The sequence below is a fragment of the Pseudomonas sp. M20 genome (genome assembly GCF_045037865.1).
Taxonomy (GTDB): Bacteria; Pseudomonadota; Gammaproteobacteria; order Pseudomonadales; family Pseudomonadaceae; genus Aquipseudomonas.
In genome coordinates this window covers 1,120,689-1,141,630 of sequence record NZ_CP173611.1, presented here as the reverse complement: position 1 = coordinate 1,141,630, position 20,942 = coordinate 1,120,689, and the positions used below count along the sequence as shown (strand labels likewise).

Annotated in this window: 20 protein-coding genes; 11 read left to right on the top strand and 9 right to left on the bottom strand. The window is 56.6% G+C overall.

Annotated features, from left to right (window positions below; all coding sequences use genetic code 11):
- From ACI514_RS05155 to ACI514_RS05140, 4 genes are all read left to right on the top strand, one after another.
- Positions 1 to 2,799 (top strand): toprim domain-containing protein, encoded by a 2,799-nt coding sequence (locus tag ACI514_RS05155; RefSeq protein ID WP_405123199.1) that lies wholly within the window; start codon positions 1 to 3, stop codon positions 2,797 to 2,799.
- Between the two features lie 16 nt (positions 2,800 to 2,815).
- Positions 2,816 to 3,109 (top strand): hypothetical protein, encoded by a 294-nt coding sequence (locus ACI514_RS05150; protein ID WP_141127440.1) that lies wholly within the window; start codon positions 2,816 to 2,818, stop codon positions 3,107 to 3,109.
- A gap of 66 nt (positions 3,110 to 3,175) precedes the next feature.
- Positions 3,176 to 3,472 carry a hypothetical protein gene (locus tag ACI514_RS05145; protein WP_405123198.1) on the top strand — a complete coding sequence of 99 codons (297 nt, stop codon included), beginning with the start codon at positions 3,176 to 3,178 and terminating at the stop codon, positions 3,470 to 3,472.
- The gene (locus tag ACI514_RS05140; RefSeq protein ID WP_064392767.1) at positions 3,469 to 3,744 is read left to right on the top strand and encodes a pyocin activator PrtN family protein; all 276 of its coding nucleotides are present in this window, start codon (positions 3,469 to 3,471) and stop codon (positions 3,742 to 3,744) included. The genes ACI514_RS05145 and ACI514_RS05140 overlap by 4 nt, the downstream gene beginning before the upstream one ends.
- Position 3,745: 1 nt before the next feature.
- On the opposite strand, the gene ACI514_RS05135 is transcribed toward ACI514_RS05140, so the two are convergent.
- On the bottom strand, positions 3,746 to 4,870 hold the full coding sequence (locus tag ACI514_RS05135; RefSeq protein ID WP_405124197.1) for a tyrosine-type recombinase/integrase: 1,125 nt from the start codon (positions 4,868 to 4,870) through the stop codon (positions 3,746 to 3,748).
- Between the two features lie 102 nt (positions 4,871 to 4,972).
- Between ACI514_RS05135 and dusA the strand changes: the two genes are divergently transcribed.
- Positions 4,973 to 5,983: a tRNA dihydrouridine(20/20a) synthase DusA gene (gene dusA, locus ACI514_RS05130; protein ID WP_405123197.1), complete on the top strand. Its 1,011-nt coding sequence runs from the start codon at positions 4,973 to 4,975 to the stop codon at positions 5,981 to 5,983.
- Between the two features lie 27 nt (positions 5,984 to 6,010).
- Positions 6,011 to 6,430 carry a DUF2388 domain-containing protein gene (locus tag ACI514_RS05125; protein ID WP_405123196.1) on the top strand — a complete coding sequence of 140 codons (420 nt, stop codon included), beginning with the start codon at positions 6,011 to 6,013 and terminating at the stop codon, positions 6,428 to 6,430.
- Here ACI514_RS05125 and ACI514_RS05120 read toward each other — a convergent pair whose 3' ends face one another.
- Positions 6,431 to 7,264 (bottom strand): undecaprenyl-diphosphate phosphatase, encoded by an 834-nt coding sequence (locus ACI514_RS05120; RefSeq protein WP_371042655.1) that lies wholly within the window; start codon positions 7,262 to 7,264, stop codon positions 6,431 to 6,433.
- Between the two features lie 505 nt (positions 7,265 to 7,769).
- On the opposite strand from ACI514_RS05120, the gene ACI514_RS05115 reads away from it, so the two are divergent.
- The 3 genes from ACI514_RS05115 to ACI514_RS05105 all read left to right on the top strand — a co-directional run bounded on the left by ACI514_RS05115 (position 7,770) and on the right by ACI514_RS05105 (position 11,207).
- Positions 7,770 to 8,510 (top strand): winged helix-turn-helix domain-containing protein, encoded by a 741-nt coding sequence (locus ACI514_RS05115; protein ID WP_160058793.1) that lies wholly within the window; start codon positions 7,770 to 7,772, stop codon positions 8,508 to 8,510.
- A 279-nt stretch (positions 8,511 to 8,789) separates the two neighbouring features.
- Positions 8,790 to 9,422, top strand: coding sequence for a transcriptional regulator (locus ACI514_RS05110; protein WP_405123195.1), 633 nt, complete (start codon positions 8,790 to 8,792; stop codon positions 9,420 to 9,422).
- A gap of 390 nt (positions 9,423 to 9,812) precedes the next feature.
- The gene (locus ACI514_RS05105; protein ID WP_160058795.1) at positions 9,813 to 11,207 is read left to right on the top strand and encodes an undecaprenyl-phosphate glucose phosphotransferase; all 1,395 of its coding nucleotides are present in this window, start codon (positions 9,813 to 9,815) and stop codon (positions 11,205 to 11,207) included.
- Positions 11,208 to 11,688: 481 nt separating this feature from the next.
- Here the strand turns inward: ACI514_RS05105 and ACI514_RS05100 are convergent, their stop codons facing one another.
- The 6 genes from ACI514_RS05100 to galE form a co-directional block, all read right to left on the bottom strand.
- A complete protein-coding gene (locus ACI514_RS05100; RefSeq protein ID WP_405123194.1) occupies positions 11,689 to 13,767 on the bottom strand; it encodes a YjbH domain-containing protein in 2,079 nt (692 codons plus the stop codon).
- Positions 13,764 to 14,522 (bottom strand): capsule biosynthesis GfcC family protein, encoded by a 759-nt coding sequence (locus ACI514_RS05095; protein ID WP_405123193.1) that lies wholly within the window; start codon positions 14,520 to 14,522, stop codon positions 13,764 to 13,766. The genes ACI514_RS05100 and ACI514_RS05095 overlap by 4 nt, the downstream gene beginning before the upstream one ends.
- Positions 14,522 to 15,187, bottom strand: a complete 666-nt coding sequence (locus ACI514_RS05090; protein ID WP_405123192.1) for a YjbF family lipoprotein — start codon at positions 15,185 to 15,187, stop codon at positions 14,522 to 14,524. The genes ACI514_RS05095 and ACI514_RS05090 overlap by 1 nt, the downstream gene beginning before the upstream one ends.
- An 11-nt stretch (positions 15,188 to 15,198) precedes the next feature.
- The gene (locus ACI514_RS05085) at positions 15,199 to 16,260 is read right to left on the bottom strand and encodes a polysaccharide biosynthesis/export family protein (protein WP_052178248.1); all 1,062 of its coding nucleotides are present in this window, start codon (positions 16,258 to 16,260) and stop codon (positions 15,199 to 15,201) included.
- Positions 16,261 to 16,404: 144 nt separating this feature from the next.
- Positions 16,405 to 16,641, bottom strand: a complete 237-nt coding sequence (locus tag ACI514_RS05080) for a hypothetical protein (protein ID WP_007910552.1) — start codon at positions 16,639 to 16,641, stop codon at positions 16,405 to 16,407.
- A gap of 230 nt (positions 16,642 to 16,871) precedes the next feature.
- Entirely contained in the window at positions 16,872 to 17,888 is a 1,017-nt protein-coding gene (galE, locus tag ACI514_RS05075) for a UDP-glucose 4-epimerase GalE (protein ID WP_160058798.1), read from the bottom strand.
- Between the two features lie 391 nt (positions 17,889 to 18,279).
- Between galE and galU the strand changes: the two genes are divergently transcribed.
- Entirely contained in the window at positions 18,280 to 19,113 is an 834-nt protein-coding gene (galU, locus tag ACI514_RS05070) for a UTP--glucose-1-phosphate uridylyltransferase GalU (protein WP_007910549.1), read from the top strand.
- Between the two features lie 29 nt (positions 19,114 to 19,142).
- Positions 19,143 to 19,547: a mannose-1-phosphate guanylyltransferase gene (locus ACI514_RS05065; RefSeq protein WP_405123191.1), complete on the top strand. Its 405-nt coding sequence runs from the start codon at positions 19,143 to 19,145 to the stop codon at positions 19,545 to 19,547.
- A gap of 109 nt (positions 19,548 to 19,656) precedes the next feature.
- On the opposite strand, the gene ACI514_RS05060 is transcribed toward ACI514_RS05065, so the two are convergent.
- Positions 19,657 to 20,787 carry an SGNH/GDSL hydrolase family protein gene (locus tag ACI514_RS05060; protein WP_405123190.1) on the bottom strand — a complete coding sequence of 377 codons (1,131 nt, stop codon included), beginning with the start codon at positions 20,785 to 20,787 and terminating at the stop codon, positions 19,657 to 19,659.
- Between the last annotated feature and the right edge of the window lie 155 nt (positions 20,788 to 20,942).

The following is a 20,942-nucleotide window of genomic DNA, read 5'->3' as shown; positions in this document are numbered from 1 at the left end:
ATGAAAGAAGATCTCCGCCAAGACGTGTTGCAACGCCTCCAGTTCGACTTCGGATTGAAGCACCGCGTAGGCACCGATTATATGCGCGGTGGCACCTGCCCCAAGTGCAAGAAAAAGGAGCTGTATTCCCGGTTCGATACGCCATGGATGGTGATCTGTGGTCGCCCGGAAAAGTGCGGTCATACTCTTCACGTAAAGGAGCTGTACGACGATCTGTTTGAGGACTGGAGCAAGCGAGCGCCGGCTACGGACCAGCACCCCATCGCCACTGCACGGGCTTATCTGGAGTTCGCCCGGGGTTTTCGATTTGAACTGATCCAGGGTTGGTTCACTCAGGAAAGCTTCTACTCGCCCGAACACAACGCCGGCAGCGCCACCGTGCGTTTCGCCCTGGAAAAAGGCGGCTGGTGGGAACGGCTGATCGATCAGCCGCACCGTTTCGGCAAGATGAAGGCGCGCTTCAAATCCAAGGACAGCTATCGCGGCGTCTGGTGGTGCCCCCCTTGCGTCGACCTGCTCGAGGTAAAGGAAATCTGGATTGTCGAAGGGATCTTTGACGCCATCGCTCTGGTACACAACGACATCGCGGCCGTATCGGCCATGTCGTCCAACGCGTTCCCCGGGGACTCGCTCAAGGCCCTGATCAAAACCCGTGAAGGCGGCAAGCTGCCCAAGTTGGTTTGGGCGCTGGACAACGAACCTAGCGCCAACGCCTACACCCGGCGCTGGGTCCGCGAAGCCCGTGCCCTGGGTTTCGTCTGCGAATCAGCACAGATCCCGCAACGCGATGGCCGCAAGTCTGATTGGAACGACCTGCACCAGCGCTGGAGCTTCATTCAGGACGATGCCAAGCGCGCCGAACAGATCGCTTCGGACCTTAAGCAGGCCCGCCATCAGGGCGCCCTGCTGCTGGCAGAAAGCGCAGCGGAAAAGGCATTGCTCATGTACGACTGGAACAAGCGCGGGGAATTTCACCTGGGTTTTGGCAGCCGTCTGTACTGGTTCAAGCTGGACATGGAGAAATTCAACCGGGCCATGTCCGACATCGAGGACAGCGAGAACCACGACGACCAGTTGCTTAACCAGGCGCAACAGCGCGAGAAGGCGCTGCAGCAGTCCGGTAGCGTTGTGGAGATTGCCAACTGCTACCCGCAAGCCTTGTACTTTCAGCGCAACGAAGTCACCGACGAGTCCTGGTATTACCTGCGCGTGGACTTCCCGCACGACTCCGAAAGCGTGAAAAACACGTTCACCAGCGGCCAGCTGTCCGCCGCGAGTGAATTCAAAAAGCGCCTGCTCGGCATGGCCGCCGGCGCCATGTTCACGGGTAGCGGTCAGCAGCTCGACAAGCTGATGAAGGACCAACTGTTCGGCATCAAAACCGTGTCGACCATCGACTACGTCGGCTACAGCAAGGAATACGCCTGCTACGTCTATGGAGACATCGCAATCAAGGATGGCACCACCTACAAGGTCAACAGTGAAGACTATTTCGAGTTCGGCAAGCTGCGCCTGAAAACCCTGCAGAAAGGTGTCCCGATCAAGCTGCAGCGGGAGGGCAAAGACTTCAACGAGCAGTGGGTGCAGTTGTTGTGGACCTGCTTCGGCGCCCAGGGCTTCGTAGCGCTGGTGTTCTTTTTCGGCTCGCTGTTCTGCGAGCAGATCCGCGCGCGTTACCAGTCCTTCCCGTTTCTGGAGGCCACCGGTGAAGCCGGTGCCGGCAAAACCACCCTGCTCAACTTGCTGTGGAAGCTGCTCGGACGCGAAGGCTATGAAGGCTTCGACCCGATGAAATCGACCAAAGCCGGACGCTCGCGCCTGATGGGCCAGGTCTCCGGCATGCCGGTGGTGTTTCTTGAGGCCGATCGTCACAGCGACGATCGGGCACACGCGAAAACCTTCGAATGGGATGAGCTGAAAGACTTCTACGGCGGCGGCACGCTGGCCACCAAAGGCGTCAAGACGGCGGGCAACGAGACCTACGAACCGCCCTTTCGCGGAACCATCGCCATCAGCCAGAACGCGGCGGTGATTGCCCACGAAGCGATCATGACGCGCATCGTCAAGCTGCACTTTGTACGCCCGACGGTCACCCCGGAAAGCCGTGCGGCTGCTGACCAGTTGAACGCACTGGACGGCGGCACCCTCAGCCACTTCCTGTTGCGCGCCGTGGGTAAGGAGTCCGCGGTACTGGATCTGTTCGCCCAGCGCATGCCCGAACACGAAGCGAAGCTGCGCCGCCTGCACACGCATTGTTTTGCCTGCAGCACAGCCTATGTCAGCGACCAGGGCAACTGCACCAGTTGTGGTTATGACCTGCGCGGCTACATCCGCGTGGAGCGCATCAGCAAGAACCACGCTCAGTTGCTTTCTTTACTCGATGCACTGCGCCTGATTCTGAAACTGGATGAGCCTCAAATAGCCGCGACCCAGCGCCAAATCGTCCGCATGGCGATTGAGCGCCAGGCTTCGATCAGCTCCGACCACCCGGCCGTTGCTGAATTCTGGGAAGTCTACGACTACCTCGAATCTCTCAACGATGACCCCTTGGTTGATCACAGCAGTGACCCGAGCGTCATCGCGATCAACCTCAACGAATTCAGCGAAAGAGCTGCTGAACACAAACAGAAACTGGCGGACGTGGCCACCCTGCGCGACCTACTGAAAGAGTCCCGCTCGCACAAGTTTCTGGAAGCAAACAAGGCCGTACATAGCGCAGTCCGAGCAGCCATGAACAGCAGGACACCCTTGGCGCCGGGTCGCCCTACCACGGTCAAGTGCTGGATCTTCAAAGCGTGAAAAGGAGGCTACACCGATGCAAATCCAAATCTTTATGGGCAATGCCGGCGACGGCAACACAAGCAAGCTGCAGGAGATCCAGAACCGGTTGGAAGGGATCGGCGAAAGCCAGCCGGTCATTCAGGCCGGTGCTTATGGGGTGGACGGACTGCTGCAGATTCTTGAGGTTCGTGCCGCAGGTGGCCAACGTGAAATCCTGGTGGACGCGTGCAGCCCACAGCAGATTTTGAGCGTAATCGAATGGCAGTCCTGCACTGAGGAAGATCCGAAGTACGCCGACCTGATCATTCACCTAGCCCGCCAGGACTGACGGAATAAAGAAGCGATGTCGAGGAGTTGCACCTCCCCGACATCAACCACCACCGAGGGCAACACCATGGAAGTACAGCACCAAAGCAGCAGTGATTCGAAGGCTAACACACTCATCAACGGTGACCCGCATGCTCGGCATCTGATGGCTATCAGAATCGTCGGTACAGCACTGTTTGATTACCAGGTGCGGAAAACCGAGGTAGCGCGGATCCGTCTCGAATGCCTTACCACTTTCGCCAAGGAGTTGGGCGACATCGACGCGGCAGAGTTCGCTGTTGTCGCTCAACTACTGTCTGGCAGCTCAACAGCCAACCTAACCCCAATTGATCGACCTAACTCACTCGAAGGAATCGCACTATGAAAACGTTGTTTGTACTGATGGCTCAATACAATGGCCAAGTGGTAATTCCGCTGGATCGAGTGTGTCAGGATTATTTCACGCACCTGACAACAGACATGTTCCAACGCAAAGTGGGGGCTGGCCAGATAAAGCTCCCTATCACTCGCATGGAGCCGAGTCAGAAAAGCGCGAAAGGTATTCATATTGCAGACCTGTCGGCTTACCTGGATGAGCAGCGCGCTGCAGCAGTCAAAGAAAGTAACCAACTGAATAGCGCGCCGCGCAGCAGTTAACTCACTTCAACGTTTTGGCGCCCAGCTTTACGGGCGCCTGCAGGATGCGCTCGAACCACTCCCAAGTTGCATAAACATCCCCTCGCCCACGCAGGTGGGTATAACGGCGCATCGAGTTCCAATCTCGATGTCCCGACACACTCGCCACTCGCGGAATATCCCAGTCCATTTCGAAAAGCCGGCTGACGCCTTCATGGCGCAGATCGTGAAAGTGCAGATCTGCGATGCCCAGGATTTTGCAGGCTCTTGTCCACGACGTGGACACGGATTCAGCGCTGTAAGGAAAAATCTCAGGCAACACTTTAGGCATGGTCTGAAGTATCGCCCATGCTTCTGGCGGCAAATGACACCAGACGTCGTTACCGATCTTCTGGCCTGGATTCTTCATGTCACGAACCAGCACCCGCTGGCCAGCTTCGTCCAAGTCATCCCATAGGATCCGAGTGATCTCTTCTTGCCTACGCGTGGAAAACAACGCGAAACCCGTCAGCTTAAGCATGTTGATAGAAGTTGGACGACGGGTTTGGATATCCCGGAAGTGTGTAAGCAGCTTGTCGAGTTCGTCTAGTGCGGGCCGGCGATCGCGTTCGCGGCTTTTCATGTTGTAACCGAGCTTTTTTAATACTCGGCGCGCATCCACCATTGCATGCGGATCCACCTCATAACCCCAAGCGGGTCGAGCGATCGAGAGAACCGCGCCCAGGTGTGCGAGATCGTTGCCAGCGGTCTGAGGCTGAACGCCCCCACCCTCCTTGCCCATGCGCCATAACGCATACTCGACCAGGTGCTGGCTGCTTATATCTCTGTCGTTCAACTTTCCCAGGTAGCACTCGCTAATTGCCTTCAACGTACCGAGCTTCGTTTTCCCGAGAGGGCGCGCCTTGGTCATTTCAGCCAAGTAGCGATCGATCATTTCCTTGATCGTCGCACCAGGTCGGTTCGCCCGCTCGATCGCGCCTGGTTCGTCCAGCTCGGTTTCTCTTTTACGCACCCAAGCCTGTGCAGCCTGTTTTCGGGCGAAGGTCTGACTCTCTTGGTAAACTTGCACCCCATCGCGAAACAGGCGTATCTGTGCCGTGTAACTGGTGCTGCCGTCGGTGCGTTTCCGTGCTCTGATCGTGGCCATAGTCAACTGGTACAATTGGAAAAGTGATTGGTACATTGTACCAACCGACCTCAGAAAACGCCTATTTACCCCCTGAAATCGGCCTAGAACACGTAGAGCAAAATGGTACATAAATCAGCTACATACTCAACAAACACCGGCTCTACGCTGTCTAGAAGGTTCTCCGTTGCGCCCATGATGGATTGGACTGACCGCCACTGCCGTTTCTTCCTACGCCTCCTGTCGAAGAATGCCCTGCTCTACACCGAAATGGTCACCACCGGTGCGCTCCTAAATGGCGATCACGAACGTTTCCTCCGTCACAACGAAGCCGAGCACCCTCTCGCCTTGCAGTTAGGTGGTAGCGTTCCGTTGGATCTGGCCGCCTGCGCCCGCATGGCTCAGGAACACGGCTACGACGAGGTGAATCTAAACGTCGGCTGCCCAAGCGATCGTGTGCAAAACAACATGATCGGCGCGTGCCTGATGGGTCACCCGCAATTAGTGGCGGATTGTGTGAAGGCGATGCAAGACGCCGTGTCGATTCCAGTGACGGTAAAGCACCGCATCGGCATCAATGGCCGGGACAGTTACGCGGAGCTGTGTGATTTCGTCGGCACGGTTCGCGATGCCGGGTGCACCAGTTTTACCGTGCATGCGCGGATTGCGATTCTGGAGGGGTTGTCGCCGAAGGAGAATCGTGACATTCCGCCGTTGCGCTATGACGTGGCGGCGCAGCTGAAGGCGGATTTTCCGGAGTTGGAGATTGTGCTGAATGGCGGGATCAAGACGATGGAGGCTTGTCACGAGCATTTGCAGACGTTTGACGGTGTGATGTTGGGGCGTGAGGCTTATCACAATCCGTATTTGCTGGCGGAGGTGGATCAGCAGTTGTTCGGCAGTTCGGCGCCGGTGATCAGCCGGGCTGAGGCGTTGGCGCAGTTGCGTCCTTATATAGCCGAGCATTTGCTGGCCGGTGGTGCGATGCATCACATCACGCGCCATGTGCTGGGCCTGGGTACGGGTTTCCCGGGGGCGCGGAAATTCCGTCAGTTGTTGTCGGTGGATATTCACAAGGCCAAGGATCCGCTGGCGTTGCTGGATCAGGCGGCTGAGTTGCTTGAAGGTCGTTGATTGATGGTTTGAGTGTGCGGGTGACACATGAGCGTTGCCCGCTGTTTTGATGTACTGACAGGATGTCTTTCGTTTATGCCCGCGTTTAGTTTTTCTGCTTTCAAGCGTTTCACCCTCCTTGCCTTGTTCAGCTTCACTTCCGACGGTTATGCGCACTGCGATGGCTTTTGCATGGGCCGGACCGATACGCCGTGGGAGGTGACGCAGTTTTCCGGCTTCACTTTGGTGTCTTTAATCCTTGCACCTATTTCGTCTAGCCAGGAAACGACCGACAGTCACAAGCGTGTTTACTCTGCTGAAGAACAGGAAGACGCGCGACTCTATCTGGCCAGCGACGGCATGCTGCAGGCCGCGTATTTCACGTCGGCCTTGCAGCGCTTTCGCCAGGAGTCGTCAGATTCGACGTTAAACGATCTCGCCGTTGCGGCGTTGATCAGCGCTCAGTGATCAGGCGGCCGCTGCTGCGGTCCAGTTGACCCAGCCAAACAGCCATGTTGCCAGAATCAACAAACCAAACGCGATCCGATACCAGGCGAACGCGGCGTAGCTGTGGTTGGCGATAAACTTGAGCAGGCCGCGTACGGCGATCATCGCGAAAATGAACGCGGTGACGAAGCCGAGGGCGAAGACTGGCAGGTCGTTGGGCTGGAACAGGTCGCGGTATTTGTAGCCGGAGTACACGGCGGCGCCGACCATGGTGGGCATGGCGAGGAAGAACGAGAACTCGGTGGCGGCTTTGCGCGACAGGCCGAAGAGCAGGCCGCCGATGATGGTCGAGCCGGAGCGTGAGGTGCCGGGAATCATCGCCAGGCATTGTACGAATCCGACTTTCAGTGCGTGAGACCAGCGCATGTCGTCGACGTGTTCGACGCTGATCACATGGCTGCGCTGTTCGGCCCACAGCATGATGATGCCGCCGACGACCAGTGCCACGGCGACAGTGATCGGGTTGAACAGGTATTCGTGAATTGCGTCGGCGAACAACACGCCCAAGACCACGGCGGGCAGAAAGGCGATCAGCAAATTGAGGGTGAAACGTTGTGCATTGCGTTGAGTTGGCAGGCCTTTGATGATGTCGAAGATCTTCGGTCGAAACTCCCAGACGACGGCAAGAATGGCACCCAGTTGAATAATGATGTTGAAGGCCATGGCGCGTTCGCCGCCGAATTCCAGCAAGTCGGCGACGATGATCTGGTGGCCGGTACTCGAGATCGGCAAGAACTCGGTCAGGCCTTCTACCGCACCTAATATCAACACCTGGAAAAGGGTCCAGAAATCCATTAATCCTCCGTCAGAGCGCTCTTGGCGAGCGATCGGGTAATAACACTCAGGGGTTGAGTATCTGCAGTGAGACCATTGACATACATAAACGCAAAAGTTCATCAGCCATAAAGATTACGTCTTATTAAAAGACACACTCAAGCCATGTTAGTAATCGTCGGCCGACGAACTACGCAGAAAATATTTAGGCCTTTTTGCAGAAAAAAGTTGCTCTGACAATAAAGTGTGATCAATATCACATTATTCAGAGATGGCCAGACAGTGGCAATTAGACATGGACATGGCTATCGCAATAAGCTCAAAATAGTGGCACCATTGCATATCGCCACCATCTAAGCAGTAGTTCACCCCTTCGAGAAAATCAACTAAAAGCTTGAAAAGCTTAATTATTGTTAGAAAACTCGGGAGCCACGTCTAAAAATCGCGTGAATGTTACCAATTGTCAGTCACAGATGAGAACCGGTGCTTTAACATCCCGATGTCAGCACTTAATTCGAGTCAATGCATGATGCTCTCAGGGAACTTAGCGACTAGAAGTCCGCGCCCGACAAACGACGAACCCGGTGTTCTTACTCTGGGTCGTACCCGTGGCGTGGCTGAACATTTCAAAGCGCTAGTCGCCCAGCATTTACGCACTGATGTGGCGCTCGAAGCCGATGCGTACACTAGTTCATATCAGTTGAATGAACAGTCTGGTTCGTATCGAGCGATATTCCTGGTTATCGACAGCCCACAGGCCCTCGAAGACAATCTTGCGCTGGTCGAGAACCTGCGCAGCGACAACTTGAAGCCGATCATTTGCGCGGTCATCACCGGTCGCGGCGCCTTCAACAAGATCAAATATTATCTGGCTGGCGCGGATGTTTGTATCAAGCTCAATACCCTTTCCGACGATGGCGCCGAGTTGCTGGGCGAGTTCTTCAATAGTGAAGAATGGCAACGCGATATCGATCTGACGCTTGATCCGACCCGTATCTGCCTGATGGGCACCAGCAAGAAACTCGATATCTCGTTTGCCGAAATGAAGATCCTCGAAGCCTTTGCGCAAACCGGTAATCACATTCTGAGCCATGATGAAATCGCCAGCATCATGGGCCTCAATACCAATTTCTACGACCCTCGCGCACTGGAGAAATCAATCAGTCGCTTGCGTGGAAAAATCAAGGACATGTATGGTACAAACGCGATTCAGAGCATTCGCGGCTATGGCTATCGCCTGCTGCGGGGTCTGATATCGACTGCCTGACTCTCGGGCAGCCATCCCTTTTGCATACGTACGAAGGATCGTCTGATGCAACCATATCGTTCCAATTCTGCTTCACGCCTGTTTGAAATCAAGCAATTGAATGAGCGCGACAACACGACCCATAACAATAAAACTCCATAACATAGCAGCAGATCGAGTGGAATTTATCGAGGGCCATTCTTGGGCCCAGACCCTGCCTATCGATTACTTCCGAGGAAGTCATTGCTCGCCTGCCGATTTTTCTTTTAGCCAATTTTGGTGTGTATTTAGGAGAGAGACATGGAAACTAGTACAACCCTCCCAAGGAAATATTTTGTTGTCGTGACTCACAGTACAACGTCGCAACGTGAATTGGAGAGCATGCTGTCCAGTCAACGTTTCAATTCGTTTGAAGGGGTTGATTCGCCCTCTTCCGCTCCAATGGTGATGGAGTTCACATATCCAGGCATCAGTCGCAAAAATGCCCCGCGCAGTATCGAACATGATACTCAGCGGATATTGGCCACACTTGAGTCCGAATGGCGGGCAACGCAATCGGCCAATCCCTTCCAGAATGTCCCGGCGATAAGCGCGGAAACCCGCAACATGCCGCCTGCCGTTGAAGGTGATATGCCCGGCAATGAAACCTGGCATCTCCACCCTGATCAGGGCGCACTGGTCAAAGAAGGTGTTGAAATCAGCCTGACTGGCCTGGAAACAGCATTGGTCAGGAAAATGCTCAGCCATGAAGAGCGTGTTGTCAGTCGTGACGAGCTGATCCTCAGCATCGGTCGAGAACCGGAACAATATCGCGGTCTGGAAATGTGCCTGAGTCGCCTGCAAGACAAATTCAAAAGCGCCAGTAATGGTGAGCGACTGTTTCGTGCCGTCAGAAACCGCGGTTATTGCCTGATCCAGGAAGTCGTCGCGTAACCCTCAAGACACTTACGAACAGAACAAACAGAAAAAGTGCGATTACAAAAACAACAAGAGCACTCTGTTTGGCTTCATTTCCCTCCTTGAATTAAAAACTCCCTGCCTCCACCCCTCCAACAGTAACAAATACAACATCATTTATTCACCCCTTCCTCTACGACCTTTTCTAACACCCTTCTATTTAATTATTAAAAAGTTGGCACTATGCCATCTTGTTAGAACTCGTCAGACACCATTCCAGCCAATAACTTAGTCTATTGACTGACGACAGTTCGGCATATCGACGTTGTTACCTCAGGACACTCGCTAGAACAAAAACAATAAGTCTGCATAACAACTCGGATTTCAACTGTTGAAACCTGAATGGACGTCTTTTGGGGATACCGTATGGATCTTTCTTTAAGTATCAATCGAAGCACAGGCCTCAAGGGACTGACCTTTTGGGGCCAATGGGCGCTGGCACAAGGCTTTGTGGTGACGCTGTTGTTCATACTCGCCGAGCAGCACACCGGGACGGTCGCGTTCTACTACCGGATGTGTGCAACGCTGGCAGTACTGGCGTCGGTGCCGGCTTATACGTTTAGCGGTGTTTATCGCAAACGTGACAACTACCTGACCGGTCTCGGTCGACTGTTCATGGGTTGGTCGATGACCATGGCGGCGCTGGCGTGCATCGCCTTTGTCTGCCAGGCCGATGAGCTGTTTTCGCGGCAGGTGATTCTGAGCTGGGCGGTGTATGGCTTCCTCGGTCAGGCGTTTCTTTACGCTCCGCTGCATGCGTTTTCCAAGTACTACCAGCGCTCGCGTAAAAGCGAACACAAGACGCTGATCGTCGGTACCGGCGAACTGGCGTTGGGTCTGGCGAAGAAGCTCAGCCAACTGGAAAACCTGCCATTGGTAGGTTTGGTCAGCAATGGCGATGTGTCTGTGCTGGGTTCGGATGCACCGCGCGTTGTTGGCGATCAGGAACAGTTGCTGGAGCTGATCGAAGCGCATGACATCCGTCGTTTGTACATCACCCTGCCGTTGTCTGAAGCCGCGAAAATCGAAGCGATTTATGGTGACTTGCTAGGGGCCAACGTTGATGTGGTGTGGGTGCCGGACTTGAACAGTCTGACGCTGCTCAATCACTCGGTGAAGGTTGTGGACGGTCTGCCGGCGATCTACTTGAACGAGAGCCCTCTGACCAGCCGCCCTACTGCTGCTTTGAGCAAGAGTCTGGTCGAGAAAACCGTGGCGTTTCTGGCGATCATCGCGCTGAGTCCGATCCTGCTGATCATTGCGTTGGCGGTGAAGATCAACTCGCCCGGCCCGGTGTTCTTTAAACAGGATCGCCATGGTTGGAATGGCAAGGTGATCAAGGTCTGGAAGTTCCGCTCGATGCGTGTTCACGATGACCGTGATGTAAAGCAGGCCAGCCGTAATGACTCGCGCATTACCGCAGTCGGCCGCTTTATCCGCCGCACTTCGCTCGATGAATTGCCGCAACTGTTCAACGTACTGCAAGGGCATATGGCACTGGTCGGCCCTCGCCCGCACGCCGTCGCACACAACAACTACTATTCGGGGAAAATCCTCGCGTACATGGCGCGTCACCGGATTAAACCGGGGATCACCGGACTGGCCCAGATCAGCGGCTGCCGCGGTGAGACAGACACCATCGACAAGATGCAGAAGCGTGTCGAGATTGACCTGCAGTACATCAACAGCTGGTCGTTGTGGCTGGATCTGAAGATCCTGGTGAAGACGCCGTTTACGTTGCTGTCGAAAGATATTTACTGAGGTTCGAAGCTGGATACCGCAAGGGGACGAAAGTCCCCTTTTTTGTGCGTGGGATTTGGGAGCGGCGCTGGATTGCGGGTGAATGCAAAAACTGTGGGAGCGAACCTGCTCGCGAAAGCGGTGGGTCAGGTAACGGGGATGTCGACTGTGCTGACGCCTTCGCGAGCAGGCTCGCTCCCACAGGGGTTTATGGACGGCTCACGCTCTGTGGCGTAGCAAATATTCAATGTAGGAGTGAGCCTGCTCGCGATGTCGGTGGGTCAGGTAACAGCGATGTCGACTGTATGGACGCTATCGCGAGCAGGCTCACTCCTACAGGGGATTTGTGGTTGGCTTGGGATTTGTGGTGTGACAAATAGCCAATGTGGGAGTGAGCCTGCTCGCGATGGCAGCGGATCAGGCAACAGAGATGTCGGCCGGTCGGACGCTATCGCGAGCAGGCTCACTCCTACAGGTTTTCGGGTGTTCGGGAGATCTACGCTTACTCCGTGATCTTCTCGAAATTCCGATAAAACATGTCCCCTTCCCGGCTATCGGTCATCGAGTGCAGTTGGTAGCTGCGACTCAGTCGCGCACCGCCGTCACGGGTCAGTGGGGCCCAGACCAGGTTGGCGCGGCGCATGGTCGACATACTCATCATTTCGTCGAACGGGATCGACAGGTAGATGCCTTTGTCGAAACTACCTTCGCCGTACTCGGCGCTGCCCGCCGTGGTGATCGTCGCCCACGCACCGAAACGCACGCCATTGAAAAACTCGCGCGAGATGTCCAGTGTGCCGCCCCAGTCCCCGGCCAGATAACGCCCGACGCTCACCGCCGCCAACGTATCGAACGGCAAATCGGTGTACGCCGTGACATGCCCGGTCACCACCGAGTAATCGCGCAGGGCAAAACCCTGATCAAAATCGCGCTGACGCACCCAGTTCAGGTCCGCGCCCACCGACCAGCGCTCACCGGTCGGGCGGAACAACACCTCACCGCCGACACCGGCAAACATCGACTCCAGATAACCGCCATAGACCATGCCATACAGGTCTTTATCCAACTGCTCGGCATGGCTGACCTGGAACAACGGCATGGTGGTGTTAGACGTGGTCAGGTACTGACGCAAATCCGTGCGCACACGCGGCAAACCGCTCGGCGCGTCGTAGGTGAATTTGTCGAAGTTGTTGGCCAGGTTGGCGCTGAGCAAACCGCTCCACCAGGTGTTGCGGTTGAAGCGATATTCGGCGTCGGCATCGGCACTCAATTGATAGAGCAAGCCATCCGGACCACCAACGTTCTGCTTGAAGCCCAGCCCCACGCCATAGCTGAAATGCTGCGGTGCTTCGGTGTAGAGGGTTTTCTCGTTGTGCGGCATCGCCGGGTTGATCTCGGTGGTGCGGTGCAGCGATTCAAGTGGCTCTTCGTTGTTGATCACTTCGCGGAAGGTCTGGCGCGGCAAACTGGTTTCTTCCAACGGCAAGTCGTAGCGCTTGTTGACCACGGTGAACCAGTCGATATCGTCGTTGACGCTGTTGTCGAGAATCCGGCTCGCCCGGCCCACAGCCTTGGACGAATGGAAATAACGCTGCTGCTCGCCATAGACGATCAGCTCGGAATCACGCTGGGTGATGCGCTCGACCTTGTAGCCGGCGTTCTGCTGCAAACGCTGCGAGACGTTGGCCCAGTTGACCTGGTCCATCGCTGTGTTCGGTGCCTTCGCCGGCAGCGGTTCCGGGGTCGGATCGTAAGTCTTCGCCGGTGCCTTGCGGCTGACGAAATTGGTGTGGAAGGTCACGCCGAACATCGCCGTATTACCGCGCTCCCACGCCGCACTGACATCGACCGAATCAGTCACCTTGAATACCGCGCCAAGGTTGATCGGCGAGTCCTGTTTGATCTCGTTGTCCTTCGGCTCGTGCTTGTAGTCGTTGCCTTCGAATTCGAGTTTCAGGCTGAGGCGATCCCACGGCGTCTGATAGCTCACGCCGCCGAAAAACGACGGCCGGCCACGAAAGTACGAACCCGAGTTGACATCACCGGTGCCTTCGAGCGCGGGACGGGTATCGAAGCGATCGCTGATGTAGCCCAACGGGTTGTCGATATCGCCGCGATTACCGAGGTAACCCCAGGCAATCCCGGCACTGAAATCGAAGTTGTCGTAGCGCTTGTTGGCGACGAAAAATTCACTGGAGAACAAACCGGTACCACCGATATCTCGGAAGCCCAGCGCCACATCGGGCAGCCAGTGACTTTCCTGCCACAGCCGGACTTTGACGTCGACCGCCTTGTCCTTATAGCTTTGACTACCGCTGAGGGCCTCCGAGCCGTATGGCCGGTTAGTGATCGCGGTGTAGCGAAACGAGCCTTCGAGCCAGTCCAGCGGCTGCAACGACACGCTGTAGCGGCTGTACGGATCGGTGCGGTTGGCGTTGACGCTCAACTCGCCGGCCGGGGCCATGCGCGCGGTCGGCGTCTGCAACAGACCGGTGCCACCGAAGTCATTCTGGGTGAAGCGCGGCTCGGCATGGGCCAGACCGCAGGGCAATAACAACACAGCTGCAAAACGTAACTTCAACGAACCACCTCGGCCAGCTGCGTGGCAATGAATTCGGCCAACTGCTGATTCAGTTCAGGTAGAGGCGGATCAAGATCATCATTTTTCAACGGCACCAGAATCTTGCTGCCGGCCACGGGAAAGTGCCCGCTCTCGCGATTCCAATGGGCGATGCCGACACGTTGCGACGCGCCGTTGGGCTGGATCAGCCACAGGTAATCGGCTTCGGCATCGGCCAGAATCGAGCAGCCTTGCAGGTATTCACGGGCCTCCTGCAACGGCTGATACGGCAAGTGACAAGGCTCGGCGACGGCACCGAGCACTTGCACTTCATCGACGCGTTTCGGGTAGATCAGACGATCGCCGTCATTGAGGCGAATGTTGCGCGCGAAGCCAACCTCCAACGCGACCGGATCGAGGTCGGCGATCTGCCGTCCAGTCACCGGCATCTGCCGCACTTCTTCGGCAATGCGCTGCGCCAGCGCCGCCCGACTCGGCCGGTCAAACAGCATCGACATGCGTTGCAGCACATCCAGATCAAACAGCACGCCGACCTTGAGCCGCGTCTGCTCCTCGATCAGCGACTGCCGCAGCAAGCCGCCCGCCAGCCAATAGCCTTCGGCATTCGGCACGGCTTCGCTGATCACGTCGAGCAAGCGCCCGCCGGGTGGCAGCGGGATTGGTCCGGGATTAGCGACATCACCCGACACCGTAACGGCCGCCTGACTCACACTCGCGACCAGCATCAAGCCCGCCGACAACATTTTCAGGCGCATCACGGCAGGTGCCTGCGATCTGGGGTGAGCTGCACAACCTTGACGCGCAACTGCGACGTCAGTTGCTGCTCGCTCTGCAAGATGAAACCGTCACGCGGGTCGACCCAGTAACGATTGGTCGCGCTCAGGCCGATGGCCGGGGCGTCAATGTGCTCATCGACACGCAGCACGGTGTATTCCTTGTCGAGAATCTGCAGGGTCTGTTCCGAGCGGCGGGAGAAGCGGCTGTTGACGATCACCCCGACTTCCTGACCCTTGTAGAGGTCGATCCAGCGCCGCGTGGTGAAACCGTCCGCGACGTGGTGCAGGCCTTGCTTGAACGGCGAGTCATCGGCCAGCCGCGTGCCATCGAGATCGCCTTCCAGGCCCAGGCCAATGGTGCGCACGGCGAGGCCATTGCGCAGCAGCAGCACCTGTTTGCCGGAAGCGACCCAGAACTGCAGGTCTTCGCGCTCGCGCACCAGCGCCAGCACCCCGGAGCCGGACGGCGTGGTCAGTTTCATTTGCGGATAATTGACCCCGGCCACTTCAGCCGCCGACACGTCGACTTCATCCGGGCCGACGACCGCCGCTTTAAGGTTATTCAACGAAGCACTCATCAGCGGGTTACAGCCGCACAGCAACGAGGCCGCCATCAGGCACAGGCCAACTTTCAAAATGTTCAAAGTCGGCGACCTTATTTGCTGTTGTTACTGTATTCGCTCCAGTTCTTCGCAGCGGAAGCGCCAGTGCCGACAATCGATGCCGACGGCACCAACTGGCTGATCAAGCGATTCCAGCGAGTCACGTTGGCAGGCCCGACATACACCACGTCCTGCGGGCGGACTTCGAAGTGCGAAGCGAGCGCCATGGCGGTCGGCGATTCGGCTTCCAGCTGGTAGATCTTGGCCGGTTCGACATCGAGGTTTTCCACGCCACGAATGACGTACACCGCGTTGCCGTTGGAGGTGGTCTGGGCCAGGCCGCCGACCGAACCGAGCACGTCGGTGAGGTTCATCGTCGCGGTCTTGAAACTCAGCGCACGCGGCTGATTGACCTCGCCCATCACGTAGATGCGCTTGTTGTCGTTGTACGGCAGATACAGCTGATCGCCACCCTTGAGGTAGACGTTCTGCAACTCGGAATCCTGCTGATTGAGCGAGTCGAGATTGAGCGGATAAGTGCGACCTTTGCGCGTCAGCAGCAGCCCGGACAAATCGGCGTTGTTGGTATCGATGCCGGCCGAACCGAGGGCTTCGACCACGCTCAGCGGATTGGTGGAAATCGCTTGCGGACCGGCCTTGGTTACCGCACCGGTGACCACGACTTTCTGGCTGGCGAAACGCAACACCGCGACATCCACTTGCGGCTCGGCGATGAATGCCGACAGCCGTTGTTCAATGTCCGAGCGCAGTTGCTGGATGGTCCGGCCGGTGGCCTGGACTTCCTTGATGAACGGGTAATAGAGCGTGCCATCGGAGCGCACCAGACGGCCGTTGGCATCGATCTGTTGTTGCGCGCCGGACGGGGCCGTCAGCTCAGGGTGATCCCACACGGTGATGTACAGAACATCGTTGTTGCCGATGCGGTATTCGGCCGGGGTCGCCAACAGTTCCGGCGGCAGCGACTCACGCTTTTGCGTGGCGCGGTTCATGGCAATCAGCTTGGGCGTGATCGGGATCAGCTCGACCCGGCTGCTTTCGCTGGCACCCTGGCGGGTGATGTCACTGGTGCTGAGGTATTGACCGGGGGAAAACATGCAACCTTGCAGAGCGAGACTTGCCAACATTAAAAGATAAACACTACGAGTCATAATGGCACTACGCTATTCAAGGGCGAATCCAAAAACAAAGTCACCCGACTTGCGTCGGGCGACCCTGTACTGCACTAACAGAACTTCCTGTTAGTTATGCGTGCCGGTTGTACCGGTGGTACCCGTCGTACCGGTGGTACCGCCGTTGGCACTGCCACCGCTGTTAGACGCCGCTACAGCACTGGCAACCATTGCAGTACTGGCTGCGGGCGCTTGAGAAGCCGCCACGTTGCCACCTACATTGGTTACCGCTGTCAGCGGTGCTTCAGCGGCGGCAGCCCAGTTGCTCAACATCGTCAACAGGGCAACTGCCATCACTTTTTTCATATCAACTCCTTTCTAACATTCGACCTGTTAAAAAACCGGCCTGAGTTAGCGGTGGTGAGTTCAAGTCCGCAAAAAGCGCGAACAAGATCCGTTGTTCTTTCACAGTCTTACCCAACTGATAAAAGTCGAACGGCAGGTTTATATCTACGGACTTGCAAAAGGCATTGCCAGTGTAATTTCCCGACGTTATCTAACAACCTGACTGAAGATAACATTGGGTTAAATGGCCATCATCGCAAGTAACCTTTGGGATGGTTCGATTGCCAGCGCCAAGTGTCGGTGACCATGTCCTGCAAGTTGCGCGTGGCTTTCCAGCCAAGTTCCTTCGCAGCCTTGGAAGCATCGGCCCAGCTCTCGGCGATATCCCCGGAACGGCGCGGCATCATCCGATACGGCACCGGTTGCCCGCAGGCCTGTTCGAAGGCGTGGAGCACTTGCAGCACGCTGTAGCCATCGCCGGTGCCGAGGTTCCAGGTATGAATGCCGGTACGCTCTGAGATCGACTGCAGCGCCTTCAAGTGGCCGTCGGCCAGATCGACGACGTGGATGTAGTCGCGCACGCCAGTGCCATCGATGGTCGGGTAATCGTTGCCGAAGATCGACAGCTCTTGCAGGCTGCCGACCGCGACCTGGCTGATGTAAGGCACCAGATTATTCGGGATACCGTTGGGGTCTTCGCCCATATGGCCGCTATGGTGGGCGCCGATCGGGTTGAAGTAACGCAGCAAGGCGATGCTCCAGCGCGGCTCGGCCTGACTCAGGTCGCGCAGGACATTCTCGACGATCAGCTTGGATTGGCCGTAGGGATTGGTTGGATTGCCGGTGGGAAAATCCTCGCGGATCGGCATCTGCTCAGGCTCGCCGTACACCGTGGCCGACGAACTGAACACCAGCCGGAACACCCCCGCCGCCGCCATTGCCTGGCACAGATTGATGCTGCCGCTGACGTTGGTCTCGTAGTACTCGAGCGGCTTGCGCACGCTCTCGCCGACCGCTTTCAGGCCGGCAAAATGCAGCACCGCTTCGATGTTGTGCTCGCGGAAAATCCGGTCGAGCAGTGCCCGGTCACAGACATCACCACGGATCATCCAGGCACTCTTGCCGCAGATGCCCTCAACGGCGTGCAACGCGGCTTCACTGCTGTTGCAAAGATTATCCAGTACAACAACTTCATAACCTGCTTCAAGCAATGCAAGTGTGGTATGCGAGCCGATATAGCCGGCACCACCCGTTACCAGAATCTTCATAGTGCTATCCGTCTTTGGATGAGTGACAAGTAGCGTGTCAAGCCTGATTTATTGAAGATGTGTCACAATCCACACAAACAGGCGACAACAACCGAAAACAAAACTAGTTCAATGACTGGCAATAAATATTTTTGCAGGTCACACTGTATTGCTTGGTACTTATTAGCACTCCCTGTGCACTCATCACTATCAACAGATACCGACTAAAAATAACTAACAACGCACTTACCGACATCTCATAACATTGTCGTGTTTTACCGTCACTCGCATTTGCCATTAATAACCTGACTCAGGTATTAAAGTAAGCCTTCAATCCAACATTGAAACTTATACGCCCTTTATTAGTGCGCGCATCTGTCGCCTGTGTTCCATGACTGTCCAGGATACTTTTATGATTCGTAAATGTTTGTTCCCCGCTGCCGGCTATGGCACGCGTTTCCTGCCGGCCACCAAAGCCATGCCGAAAGAAATGCTGCCGATCGTCAACAAGCCGTTGATCGAGTACGCCGTTGAAGAAGCGCGCGACGCCGGCCTGCAACACATGGCCATCGTCACCGGTCGCGGCAAGCGTGCGCTGGAAGACCATTTCGACATCAGCTACGAGCTCGAACACCAGATCCGTGGTACCGAGAAAGAGAAATTCCTCGCCGGCACCCGCGAGCTGATCGACACCTGCACCTTCTCCTACACCCGTCAGGTGGAAATGAAAGGCTTGGGCCACGCAATTCTCAGCGGTCGCCCGTTGATCGGCGATGAGCCGTTTGCCGTGGTGCTGGCTGATGACCTGTGTCTGAACCTCGAAGGTGACGGCGTGCTCACCCAGATGATTGAGCTGTACAAGAAATTCCGCTGCTCGATCGTCGCCATCCAGGAAGTCCCGGCCGACCAGACCCACAAGTACGGGGTGATCGCCGGCGAACTGATGTCCGACGGCATCTACCGGGTCAACAACATGGTGGAAAAACCGGCCCCGCAAGACGCGCCGTCGAACCTGGCGATCATCGGTCGCTACATCCTCACTCCAGACATCTTCGACCTGATCGCCGACACCCAACCGGGCAAGGGCGGCGAAATCCAGATCACCGACGCGCTGATGAAACAGGCGCAGAACGGTTGCGTGCTGGCCTACAAATTCAAAGGCTTGCGGTTTGACTGCGGTGACGCCGAGGGTTACTTGCAGGCGACCAATTTCTGCTACGAAAACGTTTATCTCAAGGGCCGCTGAGACGACTCCCTTCACCCAACGAGGCCACCATGAACATTGCACAACATTCCGTAGAGATTGAACGCGAGGTGGGTAACCTCGGGGTGATGAGCTGGCTGTCGCGCCATCAACCGTTGCCCAGCGCCAACGAAACCTGGCTGGGCACGATTCTGCTGGTGGAGCGGATTGGCGTATTTCCGGCGTCCGGTGATATTCGCCGGCCGTTGCGCGATCCGTATCCGCTGCTCGCGCATTTGAAAAAGCTGTATGGCGAGCAGGCGTTGGAAATGGATGACCAGGATGGTCTGAAGGTGATCTTCAGCGACTGGCGCTTTCGCGTGCGGATTTGCTGCAACGATCCGGCGATCATCATTAACGTCGAAACCCGGTGCGATACGCGCTTGATGCCGCAGAAACTCTCGGAGCTGCTGAGCCAGATAGAACAATTCGAATAAACACACTTCCCTGTAGGAGCTGCCGCAGACTGCGATCTTTTGATGTTGCTGTTAAAAACAAGATCAAAAGATCGCAGCCTTCGGCAGCTCCTACATTTGGGTTTTGTGGTTATTTCGGGAGGCCGTCGCAACGGTCCTTGGCGCCGGTAATCCAGCCGTAAAAGTAATCAGCAATCACCTTCCCGCCCGTGGCCGGCACCGGATGAATCTTGTCCGGGCCGATCATCGCCGCCGCGTAGCGTTTGACGTCGGGCCCGAACGCGCATTGCAGATTGGCATATCCCAGATGCTGCTCCCGCGCCCACGGCTCAAGCACCTGCGCGTACGCCGACATCGGATACGCACTGGAGCGCGTGGTGTCCTGACGCATGATCAGGTTGATACTCGCCTGCGGCTGAATCTCGCGCAGCATGCCCACCAGCCCCTGAACGTTCTGCAAGTACTGTGCAGGCTTGACGCCGAACCCTTGATCGTTACCGCCGAGCATGATCAGGTAAACATCAGCGGGGATCTTCGACACCGCAGCTTTCCACTGCACCTGCCATTGCGGATCCTTGTGATAGAAGTCCGCAGAGGCCGCACCCGATGCCGCCAGTTTCGAGACCCGCACGCCGTTCTGCTCGTTGCTCATCCACAGGCCGAACAACGTCGGCGCGCCCTTCACCACTTCCAGTTTGAAGGACCAGTCTTTCGCTGCCGAAAGGCCTGTCAGCGCGACTTCCTGAACGCCCGAACCTTCAAGCTTCAGGGGTTGCCAGTCTTGCGCGGGAGACCAGCGATAGCGGAGCTCGCTGGATTCACCGTTGCCCAGATAAAGCAGTTTCGCCTGAGTGACCGCCGTATCAATGCGCGGCGAAGGACTGGCATCCACTTGCAACCATGCGCCGGGCCGGCCTGTTACCGTGCGATTGTCCGGACTCGCCTGGCCCAGGTCTGAAACCTTCCAGTCGCCGCCGAAGTACTTGTCACTGCTGCGGGTGTATTTGAAATGCGTGCCGCCCAGCGCCGCGCCGTGGTTGAAACCGACGTAACCCGGCCCGGCAAAACCCACCTCCCCGGCCACGCGCTGCACCAGCTTATTCAGGTAGAAATCCTGTCCGGCGCTGTAGCTGTCGCCGATCACCGAGACCGACAACACCTTGCCGGCCTTGCCTTCACGCCACTGCGCGAATCGCTCGCGGGCGTCGCCCACCTGAACCACCGAGGCCGCCACGGGTTGCGCATCATCTACTGCCAACATGCAAAATTTTCCTTCAGTCTGGAATGGCCCACTGAATGCTTGGGTGTACAGAGATCAACTGTAGGAGTGAGCCTGCTCGCGATAGCGGTCTATCCAATACAAATGCATTGACTGACACAACGCTATCGCGAGCAGGCTCACTCCTACATTTATCG

What these genes read in the sequence shown, in the direction of transcription:
- ACI514_RS05155 (WP_405123199.1), top strand. Translation starts at nt 1, where the DNA reads ATGAAAGAAGATCTCCGCCAAGACGTGTTGCAACGCCTCCAGTTCGAC.
- ACI514_RS05150 (WP_141127440.1), top strand. Translation starts at nt 2,816, where the DNA reads ATGCAAATCCAAATCTTTATGGGCAATGCCGGCGACGGCAACACAAGC.
- ACI514_RS05145 (WP_405123198.1), top strand. Translation starts at nt 3,176, where the DNA reads ATGGAAGTACAGCACCAAAGCAGCAGTGATTCGAAGGCTAACACACTC.
- ACI514_RS05140 (WP_064392767.1), top strand. Translation starts at nt 3,469, where the DNA reads ATGAAAACGTTGTTTGTACTGATGGCTCAATACAATGGCCAAGTGGTA.
- ACI514_RS05135 (WP_405124197.1), bottom strand. Translation starts at nt 4,870, where the DNA reads ATGGCCACGATCAGAGCACGGAAACGCACCGACGGCAGCACCAGTTAC.
- dusA (WP_405123197.1), top strand. Translation starts at nt 4,973, where the DNA reads ATGGTACATAAATCAGCTACATACTCAACAAACACCGGCTCTACGCTG.
- ACI514_RS05125 (WP_405123196.1), top strand. Translation starts at nt 6,011, where the DNA reads ATGAGCGTTGCCCGCTGTTTTGATGTACTGACAGGATGTCTTTCGTTT.
- ACI514_RS05120 (WP_371042655.1), bottom strand. Translation starts at nt 7,264, where the DNA reads ATGGATTTCTGGACCCTTTTCCAGGTGTTGATATTAGGTGCGGTAGAA.
- ACI514_RS05115 (WP_160058793.1), top strand. Translation starts at nt 7,770, where the DNA reads ATGATGCTCTCAGGGAACTTAGCGACTAGAAGTCCGCGCCCGACAAAC.
- ACI514_RS05110 (WP_405123195.1), top strand. Translation starts at nt 8,790, where the DNA reads ATGGAAACTAGTACAACCCTCCCAAGGAAATATTTTGTTGTCGTGACT.
- ACI514_RS05105 (WP_160058795.1), top strand. Translation starts at nt 9,813, where the DNA reads ATGGATCTTTCTTTAAGTATCAATCGAAGCACAGGCCTCAAGGGACTG.
- ACI514_RS05095 (WP_405123193.1), bottom strand. Translation starts at nt 14,522, where the DNA reads ATGCGCCTGAAAATGTTGTCGGCGGGCTTGATGCTGGTCGCGAGTGTG.
- ACI514_RS05085 (WP_052178248.1), bottom strand. Translation starts at nt 16,260, where the DNA reads ATGTTTTCCCCCGGTCAATACCTCAGCACCAGTGACATCACCCGCCAG.
- ACI514_RS05080 (WP_007910552.1), bottom strand. Translation starts at nt 16,641, where the DNA reads ATGAAAAAAGTGATGGCAGTTGCCCTGTTGACGATGTTGAGCAACTGG.
- galE (WP_160058798.1), bottom strand. Translation starts at nt 17,888, where the DNA reads ATGAAGATTCTGGTAACGGGTGGTGCCGGCTATATCGGCTCGCATACC.
- galU (WP_007910549.1), top strand. Translation starts at nt 18,280, where the DNA reads ATGATTCGTAAATGTTTGTTCCCCGCTGCCGGCTATGGCACGCGTTTC.
- ACI514_RS05065 (WP_405123191.1), top strand. Translation starts at nt 19,143, where the DNA reads ATGAACATTGCACAACATTCCGTAGAGATTGAACGCGAGGTGGGTAAC.
- ACI514_RS05060 (WP_405123190.1), bottom strand. Translation starts at nt 20,787, where the DNA reads ATGTTGGCAGTAGATGATGCGCAACCCGTGGCGGCCTCGGTGGTTCAG.